Annotated in this window: 15 protein-coding genes; 10 read left to right on the forward strand and 5 right to left on the reverse strand. The window is 72.9% G+C overall.

Annotated features, from left to right (window positions below; genetic code table 11):
• Positions 1-132: 132 nt before the first annotated feature.
• Both ACLIRP_RS15280 and ACLIRP_RS15285 read right to left on the reverse strand, forming a co-directional pair.
• A complete protein-coding gene (locus ACLIRP_RS15280; RefSeq protein ID WP_412061330.1) occupies positions 133-4,428 on the reverse strand; it encodes a two-component regulator propeller domain-containing protein in 4,296 nt (1,431 codons plus the stop codon).
• 63 nt (positions 4,429-4,491) lie between these two features.
• Entirely contained in the window at positions 4,492-6,336 is a 1,845-nt protein-coding gene (locus ACLIRP_RS15285; protein WP_412061331.1) for a glycoside hydrolase family 13 protein, read from the reverse strand.
• An 84-nt stretch (positions 6,337-6,420) separates the two neighbouring features.
• On the opposite strand from ACLIRP_RS15285, the gene ACLIRP_RS15290 reads away from it, so the two are divergent.
• Positions 6,421-6,801, forward strand: a complete 381-nt coding sequence (locus tag ACLIRP_RS15290) for an FKBP-type peptidyl-prolyl cis-trans isomerase (RefSeq protein ID WP_412061332.1) — start codon at positions 6,421-6,423, stop codon at positions 6,799-6,801.
• A gap of 2 nt (positions 6,802-6,803) precedes the next feature.
• Here the strand turns inward: ACLIRP_RS15290 and ACLIRP_RS15295 are convergent, their stop codons facing one another.
• Both ACLIRP_RS15295 and ACLIRP_RS15300 read right to left on the reverse strand, forming a co-directional pair.
• Positions 6,804-8,765, reverse strand: a complete 1,962-nt coding sequence (locus ACLIRP_RS15295) for a sodium:solute symporter family protein (RefSeq protein WP_412061333.1) — start codon at positions 8,763-8,765, stop codon at positions 6,804-6,806.
• A 97-nt stretch (positions 8,766-8,862) separates the two neighbouring features.
• Positions 8,863-9,576, reverse strand: a complete 714-nt coding sequence (locus ACLIRP_RS15300) for a CPBP family intramembrane glutamic endopeptidase (RefSeq protein ID WP_412061334.1) — start codon at positions 9,574-9,576, stop codon at positions 8,863-8,865.
• 217 nt (positions 9,577-9,793) lie between these two features.
• Here ACLIRP_RS15300 and ACLIRP_RS15305 point away from each other — a divergent pair, with 217 nt between their 5' ends.
• From ACLIRP_RS15305 to ACLIRP_RS15320, 4 genes are all read left to right on the forward strand, one after another.
• Positions 9,794-13,540 carry a T9SS type A sorting domain-containing protein gene (locus ACLIRP_RS15305; protein ID WP_412061335.1) on the forward strand — a complete coding sequence of 1,249 codons (3,747 nt, stop codon included), beginning with the start codon at positions 9,794-9,796 and terminating at the stop codon, positions 13,538-13,540.
• Positions 13,541-13,666: 126 nt separating this feature from the next.
• Positions 13,667-14,605, forward strand: a complete 939-nt coding sequence (locus ACLIRP_RS15310) for an MBL fold metallo-hydrolase (protein WP_412061336.1) — start codon at positions 13,667-13,669, stop codon at positions 14,603-14,605.
• A 131-nt stretch (positions 14,606-14,736) separates the two neighbouring features.
• Entirely contained in the window at positions 14,737-16,290 is a 1,554-nt protein-coding gene (locus ACLIRP_RS15315) for a catalase (protein ID WP_412061337.1), read from the forward strand.
• A gap of 72 nt (positions 16,291-16,362) precedes the next feature.
• On the forward strand, positions 16,363-16,851 hold the full coding sequence (locus ACLIRP_RS15320) for an ankyrin repeat domain-containing protein (RefSeq protein ID WP_412061338.1): 489 nt from the start codon (positions 16,363-16,365) through the stop codon (positions 16,849-16,851).
• Positions 16,852-16,855: 4 nt separating this feature from the next.
• On the opposite strand, the gene ACLIRP_RS15325 is transcribed toward ACLIRP_RS15320, so the two are convergent.
• Entirely contained in the window at positions 16,856-18,448 is a 1,593-nt protein-coding gene (locus ACLIRP_RS15325; protein ID WP_412061339.1) for a GNAT family N-acetyltransferase, read from the reverse strand.
• A 120-nt stretch (positions 18,449-18,568) separates the two neighbouring features.
• Between ACLIRP_RS15325 and ACLIRP_RS15330 the strand changes: the two genes are divergently transcribed.
• From ACLIRP_RS15330 to ACLIRP_RS15350, 5 genes are all read left to right on the forward strand, one after another.
• Positions 18,569-20,482, forward strand: a complete 1,914-nt coding sequence (locus tag ACLIRP_RS15330) for an ABC transporter ATP-binding protein (RefSeq protein ID WP_412063722.1) — start codon at positions 18,569-18,571, stop codon at positions 20,480-20,482.
• A 276-nt stretch (positions 20,483-20,758) separates the two neighbouring features.
• The gene (locus ACLIRP_RS15335) at positions 20,759-22,246 is read left to right on the forward strand and encodes a flavin-containing monooxygenase (RefSeq protein WP_412061340.1); all 1,488 of its coding nucleotides are present in this window, start codon (positions 20,759-20,761) and stop codon (positions 22,244-22,246) included.
• A complete protein-coding gene (locus ACLIRP_RS15340; RefSeq protein WP_412061341.1) occupies positions 22,233-23,267 on the forward strand; it encodes an alpha/beta hydrolase in 1,035 nt (344 codons plus the stop codon). The genes ACLIRP_RS15335 and ACLIRP_RS15340 overlap by 14 nt, the downstream gene beginning before the upstream one ends.
• Positions 23,264-24,094 (forward strand): SDR family NAD(P)-dependent oxidoreductase, encoded by an 831-nt coding sequence (locus ACLIRP_RS15345; RefSeq protein WP_412061342.1) that lies wholly within the window; start codon positions 23,264-23,266, stop codon positions 24,092-24,094. The genes ACLIRP_RS15340 and ACLIRP_RS15345 overlap by 4 nt, the downstream gene beginning before the upstream one ends.
• Before the next feature lie 68 nt (positions 24,095-24,162).
• Positions 24,163-24,516 carry an FKBP-type peptidyl-prolyl cis-trans isomerase gene (locus ACLIRP_RS15350; RefSeq protein ID WP_412061343.1) on the forward strand — a complete coding sequence of 118 codons (354 nt, stop codon included), beginning with the start codon at positions 24,163-24,165 and terminating at the stop codon, positions 24,514-24,516.
• Positions 24,517-24,529: the final 13 nt, after the last annotated feature.

Genomic DNA, 24,529 nt, shown 5'->3' on the forward strand with positions numbered 1-24,529 from the left:
CGCCCCTTCTCCCCCATCGTTGCGTCCAGGACGCGCCCCGATGCGCCTGTGCCCCATGCGTCACAGACGCACGGGTTTGCGTCCGAGGCGCAACACGTCGCCCTCCTGTGCGCCTCGTCCCGACGGCGCCGGCTAGCCCTCGACCTCGGCGTAGACCGACGGCCGCGACCCGGTGTGGGCCAGGAAGGCGTCCGAAAAGTGGGCGACGCTCTTGAAGCCGACCCCGTAGGCCACCTCGCTGACAGTCCCGGCGCGGGCCGCCAGCAGCGTCGCCGCCCGGTCGAGGCGGGCCGTCCGAATGAGGTCGCTCGGCGGCGCGTCCATCAGCGCCGTCGTCCGCCGCAACAGGTGGCTCCGGCTCATCCCGACCGCCCCGGCGAGGGCCCCGACGGAGAACGTCTCGTCGCTGAGCCGCTCGTCGATGGCCGCGCGGACGGCCGCCACGAACGCGTCGTCGGCCGACACGGGAAGGCCGGGCGCCTCGGGCTCGGGCCCGGCCGCGCCGTCCCCGCCGAACCGGTCCCGGAGGCGGCGCCGGAGCGCGATGAGGTTGTCGACGCGGGCGACCAGTTCGCGGACGTCGAACGGCTTGGTGAGGTAGGCGTCGCAGGCCTCGGCGAGCCCGTCGAGGCGGTCCTCGGGGGCGGCCTTCGCCGTGAGCAGCAGGACGGGCACGAAGTCGGTCTCGGGGTCGGCGCGGAGCGCGCGGCACAGGCCGAGCCCGTCGAGCCGCGGCATCATCACGTCCGACACGACCAAGTCCGGCAGCCGGCCGCGGACCTGGTCGAGCGCGTCCTGCCCGTCGGCTGCCTCCACCACCCGGTACCCGGCCCCCTCGAGGTGGCGCCGCACGTAGGCCCGGATGTCGGCCTGGTCGTCGGCGACCAGCACCGTCGTCACGTCGCCGTCGGGCGCGTCGGCCTCGGGCCCGTCGAGGGCCGGCTCGGCGGCGGGCTCATGGAGGGCCGGGGGCGCCTGGGGGGCGCCGGCCCAGGGCCGGTCGTCGATCTGGTCGGGCGCGAGGTGGGCGCGGCCCAGGGGCAGCGCGAGCGTGAACGCGCTCCCGGACGGGGCGCCGCCCGGCCCGCCGACCGAGCTCTCGGCCGTGAGCGCCCCGCCGTGGAGCACCGCCAGTTCGTGCGCCAGCGACAGCCCGATGCCCGACCCGAGCGGCTGCCCGGCCCCGCCCTCCGCCTGGTAGAAGCGGTCGAAGATGTGCGGGAGGTCCGCCGCGGCGATGCCGGGGCCCGTGTCGCGGACCGTCACGCGGGCGCGCCCCGCGTCGGCCTCGGTCGTCACGCGGACCGTCTCACCGGGGCGCGTGAACTTGAACGCATTCGAGAGCAGGTTGGCCAGGATCGTGCCCGCGTGCTCCGGGTCGGCCCAGACCTCGACGGGCGCGCCCGGGGCGGCCGCCTCGACCGAGATCTGGCGGCGCGCGGCGAGGGGGCGGAACGCCTCGACCTGCGCCTCGACGAAGGCCCCGAGGTCGAGACGCCGGGCGCGGAGCGGCGTGTGGCCGGCCTCCAGCCGCGACACGTCGAGGATCTGGTTGATGAGGTCGAGCACGCGCTCGGCCGAGCGCCGCGCCAGCCCGATCGGCGCCGCCGCCTCGTCGGGGACCGGCCCGTACTCGCCCGCGAGCACGTCGTCGAGCGGGCCGAGCGTGAGGGTGAGCGGCGTCCGGAACTCGTGGCTGACGTTCGCGAAGAACAGGCTCTTGGCGCGGTCGAGGTCGCGGAGCGCCGCGGACTCGGCGTGCTCCATCTCGAGGCGGTGCCAGAGCTGCACGCGGCGCCGGCGGTCCCGGTAGACGACCGTCGCCAGCGCCGCGGCGGCGAGCCCGTACAGCACGACCGCCCACCACGCCCGCCACCACGGCGGGGCGACGACGAGCCCCACCGACGCCCCCTCCTCGTTCCAGACGCCGTCGCTGTTGGCGGCCTTCACCCGGAAGGTGTACCGGCCCGGCGGCAGGTTCGTGAACGTGGCCGACGGCTGGGTCCCGGCCTCGATCCAGCGCTCGTCGAAGCCCTCCAGTCGATACGCGTAGCGGTTGGCGTCGGGCTCCTTGAAATGGAGCGCCGCGAACTCGAACGTCACGTGGTTCTGGTCGTGCGCCAGCCGGATCGTCTCGGTCTCCGCGAGCACCGGGCGCCGCGAGGGGCCCGCCCCGGCGACCGACTCGTTGAACAGCCGGAGCCCCGTCAAGGCCACCTGCGGCGGGATGCGGTTGATCTGGAGCCGCTCGGGGAGGAAGGACGTCACGCCCGCCCCGCTCCCGAAGTGGAGCACGCCGTCGGCCCCCGCAGCCGCCCCGTGGGTGTTGTACTCGAGCGCGATCAGGCCGTCGCCGAGCCCGTACGCGCGGAACGCCTCCGAGCCGGGGTCGAAGGTGGCGATCCCGTTGTCGGTGCTCATCCAGAGCGCGCCCCGCCCGTCCTGGAGCACGCCGTACACCACGTCGCTCGGGAGCCCGTCGTCGGTGGTGAAGTGCCGGGCCGTCCCAGTGCGGGTGTCGAAGCGGTTGAGCCCGCCGCCGCGCGTCGCCAGCCACAAGATGCCCGGCTCCTGGGCACGCTCGGCGATGTCGAGGAGGAGGTTGCTGCTGAGCGTCGTCGGGTCCGCCGGGTCGTAGGCCGAGGCGACCGTGGCCGCGCCCGACGGCGTCCGCCGCACCAGGCCGACGGCCGTCCCGGCCCACAACGTCCCGTCGGCGCCCTCGTGCAGGACCTCCACGCTGGGGTCGGCTTCCATCCCGTCGAGCCCCAGCGGGACGCGCGTGAACTGACCCGTGCGCGTGTCGAAGCGGTCCAGACCGCCCACCGACCCGACCCAGAGCACGTGCCGGTCCGACGCTGTGGGCAGCAGGGCGTAGACATCGTTGCGACGGCGGCCGTCCGGCGAGGTCTCCGGGTGGAGAAAGCGGGTCACGCGGCCGGTGGCGCGGTCGAGCCGGCTGAGCCCCCGCTCCTCCGCGACCCACAGGCCCCCGCTCGGGTCCTCGGCGAAGGAGCGGTTGACGCCCGGGTAGAGCGCCGTGGGGTCGGTCCCGTCGTGCCGGTAGCGCACGGCCCGGCCCGTCTGCGCGTCGACCCGCGTGAGGTAGAACTCGAGGTCGCCGACGTCGGTGTTCACCCAGAGCGCGCCCTCGCGGTCCTCGTAGATCCCCCACACGATGCCGGGCGCCAGGCTCTGGGCGTCGCGGGGGGCGTGGCGGAGGTGGGCCAGGTGCGCGGCCTCCGTGTTGAACGCGCTGACGCCCTGGGTCGCGTAGCCCACCCACATCGTGCCCGAGCGGTCGGAGGCGACGGTGAAGACGGAGTTCTCGGCCAGGCTGTACGGGTCCCCGGGGTCGTGGCGGTAGCGCGTGAACGTGGCCGTGCCCACGTCGAACCGGGCGATGCCGGTGCCCATCCCCGACACCCACAGCACGCCGGGCTCGCCGGGGTCCGGGACGACCGCGCGCAGGGTGTTGCGCGAGTTCGGCGCGCCCTCGGTGGGGACCAGCAGGAACCGCTCGGCGGCGCCGGTCTCGCTGTCGAGCCGGACCAACCCGTTGCCCGTCGCGAGCCAGACGGCCCCCGGATCGTCGGGCGGGTGGTAGTGGTCGAAGACGTACGACGGGGTCGCCAGCCCCCCCGCGCTCGCCGGGTCGAACAGGAACCGCGTCATCGTGCCCGTCGCCGGGTCGACGCGGACGACGCCGTTGGCGGTGCCCACCCAGAGCCGGCCGTCGGGGGCCTCCGTCATCCGGTACAGCTCGTCGGACGGGAGGCTCTGCGGGTCGTCGGGGTCGTGGCGGTAGCGGGTGAACCGGCCGTCGTCGCCCGCCCGCATCCGGTTGAGGCCGCCGTCGAGCGTGGTCACCCAGAGGTCGCCCTGGCGGTCCTCGATCACGTCGCTGGTCTTGTCGCTCGACAGGCTGGAGGGGTCGCCGGGGCGGTGGCGGTAGTGGCGGAAGGTGCCCGCCGCCCGGTCCATCCGGTTAAGGCCGCCGCGCTGGGTCGTGACCCAGAGGTCGCCGTCGGCCGCCTCCAGGGTGGCGTTGACCCAGCTGTCCGAGAGCGAGGTCGTGTCGAACGGGGTGGTCTTGTACACGACGACGGCGTGGCCGTCGTAGCGGTGGAGCCCGCCCTGCGTCGAGAGCCAGAGGAAGCCCTCTCGGTCCTGCATCACCCGGCGCACGGTCCCCTGGGCCAGCCCCTCGTCGATGGTGAGGTGGCGGAACCGGACGGAGGGCGCGGCGCGCCCGGCGTCCGGGCGTGCGTCGTCGGCCGGACCGGGCACCCCGCCCCCGGCCACCGCCGCCGCTCCAGACGGCGACGCGGACCCGTCCGCGCCAGACGGCGCGCAGCCGGCGGCGAGCGCGACCATCAGGGCGAGGGCCGTCCCGCGGAGCGGGACGTGAGTAGTGCGTGGGGCCAAGGACGATTAGTGCGCGAGTCCCCCGAACGTACACTGGGCCCCTCCCCCTCGCCCCTCCCGTACCTACTCTATTTCCAGGACCCTCGCCGTGCGGGCCGGGAGCGTCAGCGTGTCCCCGAGGCGGACCGTCGCGCCCGTCAGCACGTCGCGGGCACGGGTGTGGCCCAGGATCCGCTCGGCGAACCGGTCGAGCGCCAGCGTGCGCGGCTCGGCCGCCGTGTTGAGGGCCACCATGACGCTGTCCTCCTCATCCCACCGGAAGTAGACGTAGACGTCGTCGCGGGGGATGAACTGCGTGAGCCGCCCGTGATGGACGACGTCGGCCGTCTGGCGCCACGTCGCGAGCGTGCGGACCGCGTCGAAGGCGGCCTGCTCGATCGCCGTACGGCCCGACTCGGTGAACGCGTCGCGGGGGTCGCCGGGCCAGCCGCCGGGCATGTCGAGCCGCTTGTAGCCGTCGCCGCCGGTCCGCGCGCCGTTGGGCATCCCGATCTCGGTCCCGTAGTAGATCTGCGGGATCCCGCGCGTGGTGAGCTGGAGCGCCAGCCCGAGCCGGAGCGCGTCGACATCCTGTCCGTAGGCGCGGTCGAGGTCGTGGTTGTCGAAGAACGTCACCAGCGCGTTCGGGTCCGGGTAAACGTGGTCCTGCGCGAGCGTCTCGTAGACCTTGAAGAGGTCGCCGCCGGGCGCGTCGCGCATCGCGAACGCGAGCGGGAAGTCGGTGACGGAGGGGAGGTCCGAGTCGTAGCCGTCGCCGGGCGCCGCGAACCCGTCCTGCCAGTAGGCCTCGTGGGGGACGTTGCCCACCCAGCTCTCGCCGACGATGTTGAACGTCGGGTACTCGGCCATCACGTGCGCCGCCCAGCGCGCCATGTAGCCCTTGTCCGGGTAGAGGTAGGTGTCCATCCGGATCCCGTCGACGCCGGTGTGCTCGATCCACCAGACGGTGTTCTGGACGAGGTACTGCGCGAGCAGCGGGTTCTGTTGGTTGAGGTCCGGCATCTCGGCCACGAACCAGCCGTCGACGAGCTGGCGGCGGTCGGCGTCGGAGGCGTAGGGGTCGATGGCGGCGGCGCCCGTGTAGTTGGTCTGCCCGACGGCCTCCCAGTCGTGGACCCAGTCGGGCGTCGGGAGGTCGGCCATCCACCAGTGGCGGTCGCCGATGTGGTTGTGGATCATGTCCATGATGACCTTGAGGCCGCGCCCGTGGACGGCGTCGACGAGCGCCACGAACTCGTCGACGGTCCCGAAGCGCGGGTCGGTCGCGTACATGTCGGTCGCCGCGTAGCCGTGGTAGGCGCCGTACGCGGGCGTCATGTCGTTCTCGAAGATGGGCGTGAACCAGATCGCCGTCATTCCCAAGTCGTCGAGGTAGCCGAGCCGTTGGGCCACGCCGGCGAAGTCGCCGCCGTGGCGGGCGTTCGGGTCCGAACGGTCGGCGCCTTCGAGCAGACCGGGGAGCGTGTCGTTCGTCACGTCGCCGTTCGCGAACCGGTCGGGCATCATCAGGTAGATGACATCCTCGCTCGAAAAGCCCTGGGCGTACGTGCCCGGCTCGCGTGTCCGTGCCTTCAGTTCGTAGTCGAGCGTTGTCGTCCCATCGGGGCCGGTGAGCGTGAACGCCAGCGTCCCCGGCTGCGCCGCCTCGGTGATCGTCAGGTCCAGGAACAGGTAGTTCGGCGAGTCGACGGCGACCACGCGGTCGAGCGTGACGCCGGGCGTCGGCGCGAGCGTCGCGCGGGCGGCGCCGATGCCGTCGCCGTGGAGCAGGATCTGGAGCTCGGGGTGGTGCATCCCGGCCCACCAGAACGCGGGCTCGGCGCGGTCGATGGTCTGGGCGAGCGCCGCGAGGGGGGACAGCAGGACGAGGAGGGCGAGGCAGCGCCGCGCGAGCAGGGTCGGAACCATCGGCGGGAGAGAGGTCGCGAGCGCCAAGAAACGACGGCCGGGCCGCGAGCACCGCTAGGTTCGACGCGCACCGCCCTCTGATCCATGCCCTCCCTCCCGTTCCCAGGCCGCACCGGTCTGCTTCTGCTCGCGCTCGCCGCGTGTGCGCCCGCCGACGCGCCCGAGGCCGACGACGCCCCGACGCTCGCGGTCGACACGACGCGCGTCGCCGGGCCGACCAGCACCGTCGTCGTGGCCTACAAGGGGCGGCTGGAGGACGGGTCGGTGTTCGACGAGAGCGAGCGGTCCACGTTCAATCTCCAGCGCGTGGTCCCCGGCTTCCGGGCCGGCATCACGGGGATGCACGTCGGCCAGACGAAGGCGGTGTTCGTGCCCCCGGAGGCGGGCTACGGCGCCGACCCGCCGCCCGGCATCCCGCCGAACGCGGCGCTGAGCTTCGAGGTCACGCTGCTCGACATCCGCTGAGGTCAGGCGCCGTGCGTCGCGGCCTCATGCTGGGCCGAGACCTCGACGATCTCGACAAAGTCCGGCGCGTCCTCCGCGAGCGCGTTCGGCCCGAAGCCCCACCGCACCCAGACGGGAATAAGCGCCAGCCCGGCGCCGAGGTAGACGAGCGACATCAGCGTCGAGGCGTCGGGCGCGGGGATCAACAGGCGGCCGGCGCCGACGAGCACCAGGAACAGCGACGCCGCCGTCGTGGCCGTCAGCGCGAGCCGGTTGCCGAGCTGGCGCGGGCCCCGATTCGGGTCGTCGCCGGCCGCGAGCGCCGTCTGCGTCCAGAAGCCGAAGGGGCGGACGCGGGTGTAAAAGGCCACGCGCGTGGTCTCGTCGGTCTTGGGCGTGACGAACGTGACGCCGACGGCCGCGACGGTCGACGCGAGCGCCATCAGCGCCAGCCGGAGCGCGTCCTCGTCGGGGGCGTCCGAGAGGTCGAGGCCGAACAGGAGGATCGGGGCGACGACCAGGCTCGTGGCGATCGCCGCGAGTTCGCTCCACAGGTTGATCCGTTCCCACAGCCAGCGAAGGACGAGGACCGAGCCCATCCCAGCGCCGAGCAGCAGCGAGGTCGTCCACCCCTGCTGGATCGAGTTCAGCTGGGTCATCACGCCGAGCGCCAGCACCAGCAGGACCACGTTCGAGATGCGGGCGACGGTCACCAGCTCCCGGCTCGTGGCCTCACGCTTCTGGACGTGCTCGGCCCAGAAGCGGCCGTACAGGTCGTTGCTCCAGTAGCTCGCGCCCCAGTTGAGGTGCGTGTCGATGGTGCTCGCGAGCGCCGCGAGCAGCCCGACCAGCATCAGCCCGCGCGCCCCAGCCGGGAGTGTGTCGGCGATGCCCGTCACGAACAGGATCTCGCGCCCGGCGACGAAGCCCTCAGCCGAGGCGTCGCCCGCCGCGAACGGGTAGACGACGAGGAGGGCCACGGCGATGACGAGCCAGATGAGCGACCGCGCGACGATCTGGGCCCACGCGAACACGACACCCGCGAGGCGCGCGTCGCGGTCCGACTTGCAGGCCATCGAGCGCTGGGCGAGGTAGCCCGTCCCGTCGGAGTTCATTTGGAAAAACCACTGCAACCCGACGATGGTCAAGAACGGACCCAAGATGGCCCACCCGGTGTCGGGCGCCGAGAAGCTCAGGAGCTGGCTCGCGCGCAGGTCGCCGTAGATGTCGACCACGCGGTCGGTCAGCCCGCCCAGCCCGCCGGCCGTGTCGACGATCACCCAGGCATAGATCAGCGTCCCGACCATCGCGAGCGCGAACTGGACCACGTCGGTGGCGACGACGGCGCGCAGGCCGCCGGTCGTGGAGTACAGCGCCGTGAACCCGACGATGAGCAGGATCGAGAGCAGGTTGTTGGCCGCCGCGACGGCGGGCGCCAGCCCCGTCGCCGTGGTGCCGAGCACGGACGCGAGCCCGGTCGCCTCGACGAGCCCCACGAATAGGCCGTGGAGCGCGGGCGCCCACAGGTGCCACGGCAAAAAGACCTCGGCGATCCGCATCGCGGCGACCAGCACGAAGGCCATTACCACGCAGTTGATGAGCGTCCCGTAGTACAACGACTTCAGCACGCGGAGCGCGAGCACGCCCCGCCCCGAGTAGCGGACCTCGGTGAGCTGGGCGTCGGTCAGCACGCCGCTCCGCCGCCAGCCGACGGCGAACACGAACGCCATCAGCAGGAACGCGATGCCGTAGATCCACAGGCGCCACAACAAGAAGACGCCGCCCGTCGCGACGAGCCCCATCACCAGCAGCGGGGTGTCGGCGGCGAACTGGGTCGCGGCCATCGAGAAGCCGGCGCGCCAGCCGCCCAGCGTCTTGCCCGCGAGGAAGTACTCGCCCAGGCCCTTGGAGGCCTTTTTGCGGGCGCTCAGGCCGGACCACAGGGCGTAGCCGACGAAGCCGAGGACGATCGCGAGGTCGAGCATGGGGCGCGGGGTGGGTGCCCGAACCTAGCGCGGGCGGGAGCGGACGGCCACGCGCGCCTGCGTGGCGGCGCCCGGCCACACCGCGAGGCGCCCGGCCTCAGTCGGCCTGGCCGATGAACTCGGCCCAGGGGTCGCGGTCGAGCACCCAGACGTAGAACAGCGTCCCGAGCGCGCCGTGGGCGACGCCGAGCGGCCACACATTCTGGTCGCGGAGGTAGAGCCCGGCAAAGGCGCCGCCCATCACGGTCGTGGCGGCCGTCAGCGGCCAGTTGGGGGCGTGGACCGAGCCGAACGTCGCCGCCGACAGCGGCACGACGGCGACGGCGGGGAGCCCGGCGGCGTCGAGGTGGCGGGTCACGAAGCCCTGCACCAAGAGCTGCTGGGTCAAGCCCCACGCGGGGTAGAGGACGAGGAGGGGCACGAGCGAGGGCTCGACGCGGAGCGAGCCGTTCGCCGCGCCGTAGGCGCCCATCGCCAGCACCGTCCCGGCGGAGACCAGGGCCACGTCGCGCGTGGCGCGGCCGAGGTTCGTGCCGGTCAGCCCCAGCTCGGACAGGACGCCGGGCTCGCGAAGCGCGCGGGCGCCGAGGTAGCCGCCCCACCCCACGACCACGACGGGCACGTACAGATTCGAGACGCCCGCCTGGCTGGCGGCGAGGTGGCCGACGCCGGTGAGCGCGACGGCGCCCATCTCGGCGATCGCGCGCGGACCCAGGGCGGCGCGCGCCGGGCGGTCGGCGTCAAGCGGGATCGTCAGGCGGACGGTCTGGGCAGAGGCTGCGGGGACGAGGAACAGAAGAGCCAACAGCACGCGCATGGCCCCACGCTATTGGCGGAGCGCAGCGGCGGTCTGGTACAGATGCACCAGCTGGGGGACGCCCGACACGCCCCCCCGGACGTCGCGCCAGCGTAACGGTCACGGGGGGAATCCCTAGCACGACATGGGGAGGACGCCCGCGTCCGAATCACACGGAACGGACCGGAGCGGAGGCACATAGCCCTCCCCTGTCCCACCACCGATCCCTGGCATGACCCTTTCTACCCTCCGCAGCGTCGCCCTGGCGCTCGCGCTGGGGCTCGCGGCGCCGGCCGCCGCCCAGTCCCCCGTCATCTTTACGGTCACCTCGACGGCCGACGACTCGAACGCGCGCGACGCGAATCCGGGCGACGGCCAGTGTGTCGACACGTTCACCGACTCGAACCCGAGCGCCGAGCCGCGCTGCACGCTGCGCGCGGCCGTCGACGAGGCGAACGCGCTCGGCGGCGACGTGGTGATCAACCTGCCCGGCCAGCTCGCCGGCGGCGCTTCGGGCAACTACACGCTAGCGCGCGTGGCCCCCAACGACGCGGACAACACGTACGAGGACGACAACGCGTACGGCGACCTCGACCTCGACAACGGCGGCTCGATCACGATCCGCGGGACGGGCACGCCCGGCCCGACGGTCACCATCAGCCCCAACGACCGCGTCTTCCACCTGCTCTCCGGGACCGTCCGCATCGAGCGGACGACGATCACCGGCGGCACGGCGCAAGCGGGCGACAACGGCGTGAGCAGCCCCGGCCCGGGCGAGTCGGTCGACGGCGAGGACGGGGCCGACGGCGGGTGCGTGCTGGTCGCCGACGGCGTCACGGCGACGCTCGACCAGGTCTCGATCAACAACTGCTTTACCCAGAGCGGCGGGAACGGCGCGGCCCCGGCCGCGGCCGACACGCCCGGCGGCAACGCGGGCAACGGCGGGAACGGCGGCGCGGTCGCCAACTACGGCACGCTGACGGTCACGCGCGCCTTTTTCTACTCGAACGGGACCGGCGACGCCGGCTCCGCGGCGAACGGGACGGCCGGCTCCGGCGACCCGGTCGCGGGCGGGAATGGCGGGAACGGCGGGCTCGGCGGCGCGCTCTTTACCGCGGGCACGCTGACGGTCGAGGAGACGACGATCGTCAACAACGCGGGCGGCGACCCCTCGACGGGCGCGGCCGGCACCAACGGCGGGCCCGACGGCTACGACGGCGAGGGCGGCGCCGGTGGCGGCATCGCGGCCATCAACGGCGGCACCGTCTCACTCCGCAACGCGATCGTCGCCAGCAACGCGGCCGGCGACGACGTGAACAACCCCGAGACGGGCAACACGCCCTCGGCCTCCAAGCAGCCGGGCTCGGACCTCTACGACGGCACGCCGGCCGACGACGACACGGTCTCCCCGGGCTTCCCGCCCTACACGCCGGGCGTCTTCACCGACGGCGGCAACAACCTGGTCGGCTCCAACAACTCGGTCGAGGCCACCTTCCCGGACACCGCGCCGGGCACCGACGTCGACCAGAACGGGAGCATCATCGGCTCGGGCCAGATCGACGCGCCGACGCGCGTCGACCCGGGCATCACGGGCTCGAACCAGAACGAGGACTACACGGTCGCGGCGATCGTGCTGGCGTCCGGCAGCCCGGCCGTCGACGCCGGGGCCAACACCGATCTCAGCGGCGACGACATCCGGGTCGACGGCCGCGGCTTCCGCCGGCCGGGCACGTCGAGCGGCGACACGACCGTCGACATCGGCGGGTTCGAGCTCGACTCGCGGCCCGTCATGGGCGACCTCGTCGTCAACGAACTCGACAGCGTGACGGCGCCGAGCGACGAGGACGACCGCGCCGAGTTCGTCGAGATCAAGAACACGGGCGACTTCGAGGCCCAGCTCGCCGACTACGCGCTCGTGCTGTACAGCGGCGACGACGACGCGGCGTACGCGAGCTACAACCTGAGCGGCGCGCTCGCGCCCGGCGAGACGATCATCGTCGGCGACCCCGGCGTGACGAACGTCTCGCAGGAGCTGTTCACGGGCACGCCCGACGACGTCCGCGACGAGGACGGGGCCGTGGGCCTCTTCCTAGGCAAGGCGTCGGACTACCCCGTCGGCGCGGTCGCCGGCCAGAACAAGGCCACGCGCGTCGACGTGCTGGTCTACGACAACGGCCAGCAGGCCAGCCTGACGGTCGCGAGGATGAGCGGCTCCAGCCTGGCCGAGGCCTTCGGGCAGAGCGAGGACGACGTCGCCTCGGGCGACACCGACGGCACGTCGATCCAGCGGGCCAACGACGGCTCGTACCAGGCTGGCGCGCCGACGCCCGGCGAGGACACCGGCGCCGGGACCGGCGGCGGGGGGGGCACGGGCAGCCCGGTCGTGACGCTCTCCATCGGCCAAGACCGCATCCGTGAGGGTGAGTCCGTGACGGTGACGGCGACGCTGGACCGGACGACGACCGGCGACGTGACCGTCGACCTCGCGTCGACCAACACCGCCGACCTCACAGGCCCGGGCACGATTACGATCCCGGCCGGCGAGACGTCGGCCTCGGTGTCCTACACGGCCGTCGCCGACAGCCAGCCCGAAACCGACGAGACGGTCACCCTGTCCATCGACGCCGTCTCGAACGGCGTCGAGGACGGCGCCCAGTCGGTGAACGTCGTCGTGGTCGACCAGGTCAGCGGGACCGGGCAGCTCCCGCCGACGACGACCTCGGCCGACGTGCCCGCTCGCGACGCCGACGGCGACGGGGTCGAGGACGGCGGCGTCCGCCTCGTCTCGCTCCCGGTCGATGGCGTGACGGCGGGTGAGCTCGCGGACGCGGCCGGCGGCGACGTGTTCGCCTTCGACCCGGCCACGGGCACCTTCGTGCCGGCCGACGACGCGACCGTTCTCGACGCCGGCCAGCCGGTGGTCGTCGAGGTCGCCCCCGGCGCCACGATCTCGCTCGACGGGACGGCCCCGAGCGGCCCGACGACGTTCGCCACGGCCACCGCGGAGGGCGACGCCGCCGACCGCGTGCTCGTCAGCGTCGGCAACCCGACCGACGGGGCGCTCTCGCTCGCCGACCTCCAGGTGGTCGGCGGGACGTTCGCCGACGACGTGCTCGTGCTCGACGCCGGGACCGGCGCCTTCCGGGCCGTCGCCCTCGGCGACCTCGCGAGCGCCACGATTCCGGCCTTCGGCGCGGTGATCCTGCAGGTGACGCCCGACGGCGACGCCGGCGACGTGTCGGTCTCGGCCGCCTCGCCGAGCGCGGCGACGGGCCGCGACCTTACCGAAACCGAGACGGAGGCCGACGTCCTCGTCACGCTCACCGGCGAGGACGTGGGCGATGTGCTGGCCGTCTCGTTCGACGGCGCCGACGGGCTCGACCCGGCGGATGCGGTCGACGTGGATAGCCCGACCGGCGCGACGTTGTCGGCGCTCGCCGATGGCCTGGCGCTGGCGGCGCTCGCGCTCGACGGCGGCGTGATGACAGGCGAGACGATCACGGTCCCGCTCTCGGTCTCCGGCCCCGCCGGCACCTACACCCTCGCGGTCGACACCTCGACCATCGAGGTCGACGGCCTGACGGTCGCCGTGGCGTTGCTCGACAACGGCATGCCGGTCGGCGGCTCCGCCGACGTCACCTTGACCGGTGGCGAGACGGACCGGTTCGCCCTCCGCTTCTCCGTCCAGGGCGGGGTGGCGACGGGCCCGGGCCCGGGCGTGACGGCCGTCGGCTCGGTCTTCCCGAACCCGACCGCTGGCGCCTCGGCGCTGGAGGTGTCGGTGGCCGAGGCCCAGGTGGTCCGCGTGTCGGTGTACGACGTGCTCGGCCGCTCGGTCGGCGTGGCCTTCGACGGCACCGTGACGGCGGGCGACGCGGTCCGTGTGGAGCTGGGCGCGCGCCTGTCGCCAGGGACCTACGTCGTCCGCGTCGAGGGCGCCTCGTTTGCGGAGACGCGGCGGTTCACGGTGACGCGCTAGCGTGGGTCCGACTCGATGACTCTCGGCGGGGCCGGGCGCCGCGCGCGTCCGGCCCCGCTCTTTTTGTCCCCCGGCGCGCGGGTGCCCGCCCGCGAGCGCTGTCGGGATGGTCGGTAGGTTGCCGCCATGCCCCTCCGCCTCCTCGCGCTCGCGCTGGCGCTGTCCGCCTGCGCCTCGGCCCCGCCCGCCCCTCCGGCGTCGCTCGACGGCCCGACGCTCGTCGTCCTCGGCATCGCCCAAGACGGCGGCGTGCCCCAGACCGGTGACACCAACGCGCCGGGCTGGACCGACCCCGACCGCCGACGCCGGGTCGTCAGCCTGGGCCTCGTCGACCCCACCAGCGGGCGGCGGTGGCTGGTCGAGGCGACGCCCGACCTCCCCGAGCAGCTCGCGCACCTCGACCGGCTCGCGCCCCGGCGCGGCGCGGCGCTCGACGGCGTCTTCCTGACGCACGCCCACATCGGCCACTACACCGGCCTGATGTTTTTGGGCCACGAGTCGCTCGGCGCCCGTGGAGTGCCGGTTTTCGCGATGCCGCGCATGGCGGACTTTCTGCGCACGAACGGCCCGTGGAGCCAACTCGTCCGGTTCGAGAACGTCGACCTCCGCGAGCTGGCCGACGGCGTGCCCGTGCCGTTGGCGGACGGGCTCTCGGTGACGCCATTCCTCGTCCCCCACCGGCAGGAGTTCTCCGAGGTCGTCGGCTACCGCATCGACGGCCCACGGCAGTCGGCGCTGTTCGTCCCCGACATCGACAGCTGGCGCGAGTGGGACGACGCGGGGACGCGGCTGGAGGACGTCCTCGCGACGGTCGACGTCGCCTACCTCGACGCCACGTTTTACGACGACGGCGAGATTCCGGGACGCGACATGTCAGGCTTCCCGCATCCGCTCATCACGACGACGATGGCGCGCCTCGCCGACCTTCCTGCGGGCGAGCGGGCCAAGGTGCGGTTGATCCACCTCAACCACACGAACCCGGCGCTGTGGCCGGGCCCGGCGCGAGAGGCCATCGAGGCGGCTGGGATGCGGGTCGCCGAGGAGGGCGAGACCGTCGCGATCTAGTCGCCCGAGGTCCCACACCCGGGGCTCGCGACCCCGGGCCCGAGGCGGGGCCGGGCAATCCATCCGATCTCCGGATCCCCCGCGGCGCCGCCGAGTCCGACAGGCACCTCTCCTTCTATTCCCTGACGCCCATGGCTACCGACCCCACCAAGCCCGACGGCCCCCTCCTGACGACCGCCGACGGCGCCCCCATCGCCGACCAGGAAAACTCCCTGACCGCTGGCCCGCGTGGGCCGCTCCTGATGCAGGACGTGGTCTTGCAGGAGCAGATGCAGCGGTTCAACCGTGAGCGCGTGCCCGAGCGCGTGGTCCACGCCAAGGGCTCCGGCGCCTTCGGCACGTTCACCGTCACGAACGACATCACCGAGTACACCAAGGCCGCGCTGTTCTCGGAGGTCGGCAAGGAGACCGACATCGCCATCCGGTTCTCGACGGTCGCTGGCGAGCGCGGCGCGGCCGACGCCGAGCGCGACCCCCGCGGCTTCGCGCTCAAGTTCTACACCGAGGAGGGCAACTGGGACCTGGTCGGCAACAACACGCCGGTGTTCTTCGTGCGTGACCCGTACAAGTTCGCCATGTTCATCCACTCGCAGAAGCGGCACCCGCACACGAACCTGCGCGACGCCGACATGCAGTGGGACTTCTGGAGCCTGTGCCCCGAGTCGCTCCACCAGGTCACGTGGCTCTTCGGCGACCGCGGGATCCCGCAGACGTACCGCCACATGAACGGGTACGGCTCGCACACCTACTCCCTCGTCAACGCCGAGGGCGAGCGCGTCTGGGTCAAGTTCCACTTTAAGACGGACCAGGGCATCGAGACGCTGACGAACGAGGCTGCCGCGGACTTGATCGCGCAAGACCGCGAGAGCCACCAGCGCGACCTGTGGGAGGCCATCGACAACGGCGACTTCCCGTCGTGGACGGCCTACATCCAGGTGATGACGCAGGCCCAGGCCGAGGCCCACCCGGACAACCCGTTCGACCTGACCAAGGTGTGGCCCCACGGCGACTACCCGCTGATCGAGGTCGGAAAGCTGGAGCTCAACCGGAACCCGCAGAACTACCACCACGAGGTGGAGCAGGCGGCTTACAACCCGAGCTCGCTGGTGCCCGGCATCGGGCCGAGCCCGGACAAGATGCTCCAGGGCCGGCTCATGAGCTATCAGGACGCCCACCTCTACCGGATCGGCGTCAACTACCGCGACCTCAAGGTCAACCGTCCCCAGGCGCCGGTCCGCAACTACATGCGCGACGGCCAGTTCGGCGGGATCCTGGACGAGGGCACGGGGCACCCGAACTACTACCCGAACTCGGTCGAGGGCGCCCCGCGCCCGGACCCGTCCTACGCCGAGCCCGCGTGGCACCTCGGCGACGTCACCGTCGAGCGGTACAACTCGCGCGAGGACCACGACGACTACAGCCAGGCCGCGGCGCTCTATCACCTGATGGACGAGGCCGCCAAGGACCGGCTCGCGCAGAGCCTGGCCGGCGCGCTCGCCGGCGTGACCCGGCAGGAGATCGTCGACCGCCAGCTGGCCCACTTCGACACCGTCGACGCCGACTACGGCCGGCGCGTCCGTGAGGCCGTCGCTGCGGCGCGGAGCGGGGGCGGCGACGGCCAGTCGGTCGACGCCGCGATGGCCGTCCGCGACGCCGTCCCCGAGGGCGAGGGCCAGCGCGACTAGCCTGCCCCGCCTCGTGCTCTCGTGCGCCCCGGCGGCTTCGGCTGTCGGGGCGCCGTCTGTATTCCCCCTGCGATGACCGACCCGATCGACCCCTCGACCGTCGACCACCACGAGATCGCCCGGCGCGGCGACGCCGAGGTGCTGGCCGTCTTCCTCGACGCCGGCCTCGACCCCGACCTCCGCGACGCCCAGGGCTACTCGCTCTTGATGATCGCGGCGTACAACGACCAGGCGCCGACGACGGCGCTCCTGCTCGCGCGCGGCGCCGACCCCGACGAGCCCGACCGCTCGGGCAACACGCCGCTCATGGGGATGGCCTTCAAGGGCCACCTCGACCGCGCCCGCCAGCTTCTCGAGGCCGGCGCTGACCCGGACGCCCAGAACCCGGCCGGCGCGACGGCCCTGCACTTTGCCGCCATGTTCCGGCAGTCGGACTTTGCCGACCTCCTGCTCGCGCACGGCGCCGACGCGGCCCGCCGCGACGCCCAGGGGATGACGCCGGCCGACCTCGCGGCCGCGCACGGCCACGCCGACCTCGCCGCGCGCCTCCGCCCGGCCTGACCGGTCAGCCTGTCTCGATGTGCGAGGTACGGGCGGGGGCCGGCATCGGCGGCGGGCCGTCCGGCGTCTTCTCGACGACCTCGTAGAGGTCCGGCCGGCGGTCGGTCCACGGGCGGACGGTCCCGACGAGCCGGTTGCGGCGCGTGAGCTCGAGGTCGAGGTCGGCCACGACGATGGCCTCGATGTTCGGCTCGCACTCGGCGGCCACGCCGTCGCGCGCGAACGGGAAGTCGGACGGGGTGAAGACGCCGCTCTGGGCGTAGTTCACGTCCATGTTGTCGACGTCGGGGATCAGCCCGGTCACGCCGGCCGTGACCACGTACATCTGGTTCTCGATGGCCCGCGCCTGGGCGCAGAGCCGGACGCGGAGGTAGCCCTGGCGGTTGTCGGTGCAGAACGGGACGAACAGGATCTGCGCGCCCTTCGCCGCCGCGATCCGGGCGACCTCGGGGAACTCGACGTCGTAGCAGATCGAGACGGCGACGCGCCCGCGGTCGGTGTCGAACACGCGGACCTCCGAGCCGGGCCGGACGCCCCACCACCGCCGCTCGTTGGGCGTGATGTGGAGCTTCTCCTGCTTCTCGATCGACCCGTCGCGCCGGAACAGATAGGCCACGTTGTAGATGCCGTCCTCCTCCTCGGTGTAGGTGCTCCCGCCGACGATGTTGATGTTGTGGCGGACGGCGAGGTCGTGGAAGAGGTCGAGGTAGTCGCCGGCGAGGGCGGCCAGCTGGCGGACGGCCTCGCCGCGCCGGACCGGCGGGAGGTACGACAGGAGCTGGAGCGTAAAGATCTCCGGGAAGAGCACGAAGTCGGCCCGGTAGCCGGCTGCGGCGTCGACGAAGAACCCGACCTGCTTGGCGAACTCGTCGAACGACGCGATCGTCCGGACGGGGTACTGGACGGCGCAGACGCGGACGGGGAACGTGCTCCGCGTGCGCTCGGCGGGGTCGGGCGTGTAGTGGAGGTTGACCCACTCCATCATCACGCCGTACCCGCGCGACTCGGCGTCGTCGGGGAGGTACCCCGCCACGACCCGCTTGATGGCGAACCCATTCGCGAGTTGGAACGTGAGGACGGGCTCGACGAGGTCGCGCGCGACGACGCCCTCGACGTATTCCTGAGCGGTCATCGCGTCGGCCACGCGGTGGTACCCGGGGAGCCGCCCGCCGATCACCATCCGCTTGAGGTTGAGCCGCCGGCACAGCGCCTTGCGCTCCTCGTAGAGCCGCCGCCCGATGCGCATCCCCCGGAACGCCGGGTCGACGACGACCTCGATGCCGTAGAGCGAGTCGCCCTCGGGGTCGTGGTTCTCGATGAGGTCCTCGCCGGCCACATCCGCGTAGACGTGGCCCGCGCCGTACTCGTCGATGTCGACGACCAAGCTGAACGACGAGGCGACGAGCCGGCCGTCGGCCTCGACGCCGATCTGGCCGTCGGGGAAGCGGCCGACGATGGCCGCCAGTTCGGCGTGTGTCCACGTCTCCATGCCGGGAAAGCACAGGCCGTGGAGCCGCAGGATCGCCGCGTGGTCGTCGGGCGTGAGGGGCCGGACCTGCAGGGAGGTCTGGAAGTCGTCGAGGTCGATCTCGGGCACGGGCGGGGGTGGGGCGCGGAGGCCGGTCGAACCCGCGGCGGTCGGCGGGGTGCCCCGGGCGCGGCGTCTCCACGGAGGGCCGGGGCGGCTCGGCCAGCACGGTAGGTTCGGCCCATGGCCTTGCACACGACCGGCTCTTCGAACGGCGCCCCGCCCCCGAACCGGCGTGGCCGCTCGGCCGTCGCCGACCTCACGTTTCAGGAGCGGCTCGGCGCGCTCAAGAACGTCCCGCCGCTGTTCCGTCTGGTCTGGCAGACGAGCCCCGCGCTGTTCACGGCCAACCTGACCCTGCGCGCGCTCCGGTCCGTGCTGCCGGTGTCGATGCTCTACGTCGGCAAGCTGATCGTCGACGAGGTGGTCCGACTGGCAGGCGCGCTCGACGCAGGCGGCGCCGTCGCGGCCGACGGGCTGGCGGCGTGGGCGGGCCCGCTGGAAACGCTCGCGTGGCTGCTGGCGGCCGAGCTCGGGCTGGCGCTCTTGTCCGACCTGCTCGCGCGCGGGACCTCGCTGTGCGACTCGCTCCTGGGCGACCTGTTCACGAACGAGACGAGCGTCCGGCTCATGAAGCACGCGGCCGCGCTCGACTTGGCGCACTTCGAGAACGCCGATTTTTATGACCACCTCGAGCGCGCGCGGCGCCAGACGACCGGCCGGATCGTCCTCTTGAGCCAGATCTTCGGCCAGGCCCAGGACGCCGTCACCGTCGTCACGCTCGCGATCGGGCTCGCGGCGTACGCGCCGTGGCTGCTGCTGCTGCTGGTCATCGCGCTGATCCCGTCCTTCCTGGGCGAGGCCCATTTCAACGCTCAGAGCTACTCGCTGACGTACTCGTGGACCGCCGAGCGCCGCGAGCTCGACTATCTCCGCTACGTCGGCGCGTCCGACGAGACGGCCAAGGAGGTCAAGGTGTTCGGGCTCAACGACTACCTCGCCGAGCGCTACCGACGGCTGGCGGACGCCTACTACCTCGCGAACCGATCGCTGGCGGTCCGGCGCGCGTCGTGGGGCGCGGCGCTCGCGGCCATCGGAAGCCTGGGCTACTACGTCGCCTTCGCCGCCATCGTGTACCGCACGGCGACGGGCGCGCCGGGCTTCACGATTGGCACGCTGACGTTCCTGGCGGGCGCCTTCAGCCGGGCCCGCGGTCTCCTCCAGGGGATGCTGTCGGCGTTCTCGACCGTGAGCGGACAGGCGCTGTACTTGGCCGACCTGTTCTCGTTTTTCGAGATCGAACCCGACATCGTCTCGGCGGATGGCGCCGTCGAGGTCCCCGAGCCGATCCGCGTCGGGTTCGAGTTCCAGAACGTCGGCTTCCGGTACCCCGGCTCCGAGGCCTGGGCCGTGCGCGGGTTGTCGTTCACGCTCCGTGCCGGCGAGGCGCTGGCGCTCGTCGGCGAGAACGGGGCGGGCAAGACGACGCTCGTCAAGCTGCTCGCGCGCCTGTACGACCCCGACGAGGGCCGCATCTTGTTGGACGGACGGGACCTGAGGGAGTACGACCTCGCGAGCCTGCGCTCGGCCGTCGGCGTCATCTTCCAGGACTTCGTGCGCTACCACCTCACGGCGGCCGAGAACATCGCGGTCGGGCGGATTGAGGCGCGCGAGGACCGGCCCCGCATCGAGGCCGCCGCCGAGCGATCGCTGGCGGACTCGGTCGTGGCCGAGATGGCGGACGGCTACGAGCAGGTGCTGGGGCGCCGGTTCAAGACGGGCACCGAGCTCTCGGGTGGCCAGTGGCAGAAAGTGGCGCTCGGCCGGGCCTACATGCGCGAGGCGCAGCTCCTGATCCTAGACGAGCCCACGGCCGCGCTCGACGCCCGCGCCGAGTTCGAGGTCTTCGAGCGCTTCAAGGACCTCACCGAAGGCAAGACGGCCGTGCTCATCTCGCACCGGTTCTCGACCGTCCGCATGGCCGACCGCATCCTCGTCCTCGGGGACGGTCGGCTCGAGGAGATCGGCACGCACGAGGAGCTGCTCGCGGCGGGGCGGCGCTACGCCGAGCTGTTCGAGCTCCAGGCGCAGGGGTACCGATAAGGTCCCGGCGTAGGGGTCACGGGCTCGCGCCAGCAGGCTCGCGGCGATCTCCGACCGATCCTCCCCTCCCGGACGGGAGGGGCCGGGGGAGGGCGACAGGCACAGCGCCAGCAGACCGGCTTGCGCCATCAGTGAAGACACCCTCACCCTGTCCCTCTCCCGAGGGGAGAGGGGACGCCGTAGGTGGCGGGGTGCCTGGGACTCCGCCAGCCTCGCCAGTCCCTTGCCCCTTGGCGCGGACTCGGAACCGGGGCGGGCATCGGGGATACCGCCGCCATGACTGAACATGTGCACGTGGCCGTCGTCGGGGCCGGCTTCGGCGGGATCGCGGCGGCCGCCCGACTGATCGCCGACGGCGTCGACTCCCTCATCGTCTTGGAACGGGGTGACGCCATCGGCGGCGTCTGGCGCGACAACATCTACCCCGGCGCGGCGTGCGACGTCGAGTCGAACCTCTACGAGCTCGCGGCGGCGCCGAACGGCGACTGGTCGCGACGATTCGCGCCCCAGCCCGAGATCCAGGCCTACCTCGAACAGACCGCCGAGACGCTCGGCGTGACGCCGCACCTCCGCCTGGGCACGACCGTCGAGCGCGCCGAGTGGGACGCCGACGCGCTCCAGTGGCGCATCGAAACCGACCGGGGCGCGTGGACGGCCGACGTCCTCGTCGCGGCGCCAGGCGGGCTCGCCGAGCCCCGGATGCCCGACATCCCGGGCCTGGACACGTTCGAGGGCGAGACGATGCACACCTCGCGCTGGCGCGACGACGTGGAATTGGAGGGGAAACGGGTGGGCGTCGTCGGCACGGGCGCGTCGGCCGCCCAAGTGGTGCCGCCCGTGCAGCGCGTCGCGCGCGAGCTGGTGCTCTTTCAGCGGACCGCGCCCTGGGTGATCCCCCGCCGCGACAAACCCATCGCCGACCGCACGCGGCGCCGGATGGCCGAGGCCGGGTGGATGAAGCGGGCCGTGCGGGGCGCCCTCTACGTCCGCCACGAGGCGCTGGGGCTGGCGTTCCGGCACCCTCGCATCGCCGCCTTTGCCGAGGCCGTGCTGGCGCGGCGGCACCTCCGCAAGCAGGTCGCCGACCCCGCGCTCCGGGCCGTCCTCACGCCCGACTTCCGGCTCGGCTGCAAGCGGCTCCTGCTCTCCGACGACTACTACCCCGCGCTCGCGGCCGACAACGCGACCGTCGTCGACGGCGCGCTCGTCGAGGTGCTCGAGCGCTCGGGCGTCGGCGCCGACGGGGTCGAGCGGCCACTCGACGTGCTTGTTTTCGCGACGGGCTTCCACGTCCACGACTACCCGTTCGGCGGCCTCGTCGTGGGGCGCGAGGGGCGGACGCTGGCCGAGACCTGGAGGCCGAGCCCCGTCGCCCACGTCGGGACGACCGTTGCGGGCTTCCCCAACTTTTTCCTGATCCAGGGCCCCAACACCGGCCTCGGCCACTCGTCGGTGATCCTCACGGCCGAGGCCCAGGTCGAGCACGTCGCGAATGCGCTGGCGGCGATGCGCACGAACGGGCTGGCGGCGGTCGAGCCGACGGCCGAGGCGCAAGCCGAGTGGGTCGAGGAGGTGGACCGGCTGGGCGAGGGCACGGTGTGGACCGCCGGCGGCTGCGAGTCGTGGTACCTCGACGAGACCGGCCGCAACGCGGCCATCTGGCCTGGGTCGGTGCCCGCTTTCCGCCGCCGCGTCGCCCCGTTCGATCCGGCGGACTATACGTTGACCCCCGCCCATTCCGAGCCCGTCCATGTCCCGGCCTGACGCCCCGTCCCCCGCCGAGCGCGCCCGTGGCGCTGGCGCCCGCGCACTGCAATGGCTCCCCGAGCCGGCCCTGCGCGCCCTCGCGGGCCCGCCCGACACGGTCGACGGCCAGACGTTCGACGCGGGCATCCAGGCGATCCTCCGCCTCAACCCGCGCGACGGCGACGAGGCGACGACGGTCCGCACCGACCCGCAGGCGGCACGCGCACGCTTCCACCGCGAGATCGTCGCCATCCGGGGCACGCCCACCGCCGTCGGGTCCGTCGAGGACCTGACCGTCGACGGCGCCGACGGCCGGCTGGCGGCGCGGCTGTATCGGCCAGCGGGCCTCACGCGACCGCCACTCACCGTCTACTTCCACGGCGGCGGGTTCGTCGAGGGCGACCTCGACACGACCGACGAGCTGTGCCGCGTGCTGTGCCGCCAGGCCGGCCACGCCGTCTTGAGCATCGACTACCGGCTGGCGCCCGAGCACCCCTTCCCCGCCGCTGCCGACGACGCGATCGCCGCGTTCCGGTGGGCCCAGGGCGAGGGGTTGGCGGGGACGGTCGCCGTGGCGGGCGACAGCGCGGGCGGAAACCTGGCGGCGGTCGTCGCCCAGCAGTGTGCCGACGACGCGCCGCCCGTCGCCCAACTCCTGATCTACCCGGCGACCGACACGCCGACGTGGCGGCCCTCGCGCGACTTGTTCGACGGCTACCTCTTGCCCGACGCCTTGCGCGCCGCCTTTTTCGAAACCTACGCCGACGGCGCCGACCCGACGGACCCGCGCCTGTCGCCGATGTACGGCCGCCTCGCCGGGCTCGCGCCCGCGCTCGTGGTCACCGCCGGGTTCGACGTGCTCCGCGACGAGGGTGAGGCGTACGCGCGTGCGCTCCGCGCTGCCGGCACGCCGACCGACCTCTACCGCCAGCCCAGCCTCCCGCACGGGTTCGCCCAGCTGACGCCCATCAACCGCGCCTCGCGCCGGGCGACCGTGGCGCTCGCGCGGCACTGGCGCCAGTTCGTGGCCGGACTGTGACGCGCCTCGACCTCTCGACGGCCGTCGCCGTCGTGACGGGCGCCGCCTCGGGCATCGGCCGGGCGACGGCGCTCGCGCTCGCCGCGCGCGGGGCCGCGCTGGCGCTGGTCGACCGCGACGCCCCTGCGCTGGCGGAGGCCGCGAGCGGAGCGCGAGCGCTGGGGGTGGAGGTGTCAGAGCACGTCGTGGACGTGTCGGACACCGACGCCGTCGCCGCGCTACCGCAAGCCGTGGTCGCCGCGCACGGGCGCGCGAGCGTTCTGGTGAACGCGGCGGGCGTGGCGCTCGTCGGCCGGTTCGAGGAGCTGGCGATGGGCGAGATCCGCGACCTGTTCGAGGTCAATTTTTTTGGTCTCGTGGGGCTGACGCATGCGTTTCTGCCGGTCCTCCAGCGCGAGCCGGATGCCCAGATCGTGAACGTGTCGAGCCTGTTCGGGATCGTCGCGCCCGCCGAGCAGACCGCGTACGCGGCGTCCAAGTTTGCCGTCCGCGGCTTTTCCGAGTCGCTGCGCCACGAGCTGGCGGGGACGGGCGTCGGCGTGACCGTCGTCCACCCAGGCGGCGTCGCGACGAACATCTCGAAGCGGGCCCGGATCGCGGCGGGCGCGGACGCCGAGTCGGCGGCCCGCGTCAACGGCCGGTTCGAGCGGGCCTTCCTGACGACGCCGCCCGAGACGGTCGGCCGGGCGATTGCGGACGCCGTCGAACGGCGCAAGCCCCGGCTGCTGGTGGCGAAGGGCGCGCGAGCGGGGGCCCTCCTTCAGCGGCTGATGCCGGTGGGCTACTGGCGCCTGCTGGCGCCGGGCTTCGAGCGGCTGCGGCGGTAGGCACGCCCGCGCGGCCGGGGCCCGTTCCGCCCCGGCGTAGGTTCTCCCCCCACCCAATTCTTTCCCCGATGTCTCCGATTCTGTCCGGGCGCACCACCCTCCCCCTGTTGCTCGGCCTCCTGCTGGCGACCGCCGCCTGCGACTCCGGCGAAACGGTCGCCGAGGCCAACAGTCGGGTCGTCGTGTCGTACGTCGGCACGCTTGCGGACGGGACGGTGTTCGACCAGAACCCGAGAGCCACGTTCACCCTCGACTCCAGCCTGATCTCAGGCTTCCGCAACGCGGTCATTGGGATGTCGACCGGCGAGACACGGACGTTCGACATCCCACCGGAGGACGCCTATGGCGCGGCCGGGAGACCCCCCGCGATTCCGCCGGACGCCACGTTGACGTTCCAGGTCACCCTCCTCGACATCCTCTAAACCGACCTCCACG

Origin of the sequence: Rubrivirga halophila (assembly GCF_046845755.1) — a bacterium.
In the GTDB taxonomy this organism is placed as follows: Bacteria; Bacteroidota; Rhodothermia; order Rhodothermales; family Rubricoccaceae; genus Rubrivirga.

Bases quoted from the DNA above. Each gene is read 5' to 3' on its own strand.
- ACLIRP_RS15285 (WP_412061331.1), bottom strand. From the start codon at position 6,336: ATGGTTCCGACCCTGCTCGCGCGGCGCTGCCTCGCCCTCCTCGTCCTG.
- ACLIRP_RS15290 (WP_412061332.1), top strand. From the start codon at position 6,421: ATGCCCTCCCTCCCGTTCCCAGGCCGCACCGGTCTGCTTCTGCTCGCG.
- ACLIRP_RS15295 (WP_412061333.1), bottom strand. From the start codon at position 8,765: ATGCTCGACCTCGCGATCGTCCTCGGCTTCGTCGGCTACGCCCTGTGG.
- ACLIRP_RS15305 (WP_412061335.1), top strand. From the start codon at position 9,794: ATGACCCTTTCTACCCTCCGCAGCGTCGCCCTGGCGCTCGCGCTGGGG.
- ACLIRP_RS15310 (WP_412061336.1), top strand. From the start codon at position 13,667: ATGCCCCTCCGCCTCCTCGCGCTCGCGCTGGCGCTGTCCGCCTGCGCC.
- ACLIRP_RS15315 (WP_412061337.1), top strand. From the start codon at position 14,737: ATGGCTACCGACCCCACCAAGCCCGACGGCCCCCTCCTGACGACCGCC.
- ACLIRP_RS15320 (WP_412061338.1), top strand. From the start codon at position 16,363: ATGACCGACCCGATCGACCCCTCGACCGTCGACCACCACGAGATCGCC.
- ACLIRP_RS15335 (WP_412061340.1), top strand. From the start codon at position 20,759: ATGACTGAACATGTGCACGTGGCCGTCGTCGGGGCCGGCTTCGGCGGG.
- ACLIRP_RS15340 (WP_412061341.1), top strand. From the start codon at position 22,233: ATGTCCCGGCCTGACGCCCCGTCCCCCGCCGAGCGCGCCCGTGGCGCT.
- ACLIRP_RS15350 (WP_412061343.1), top strand. From the start codon at position 24,163: ATGTCTCCGATTCTGTCCGGGCGCACCACCCTCCCCCTGTTGCTCGGC.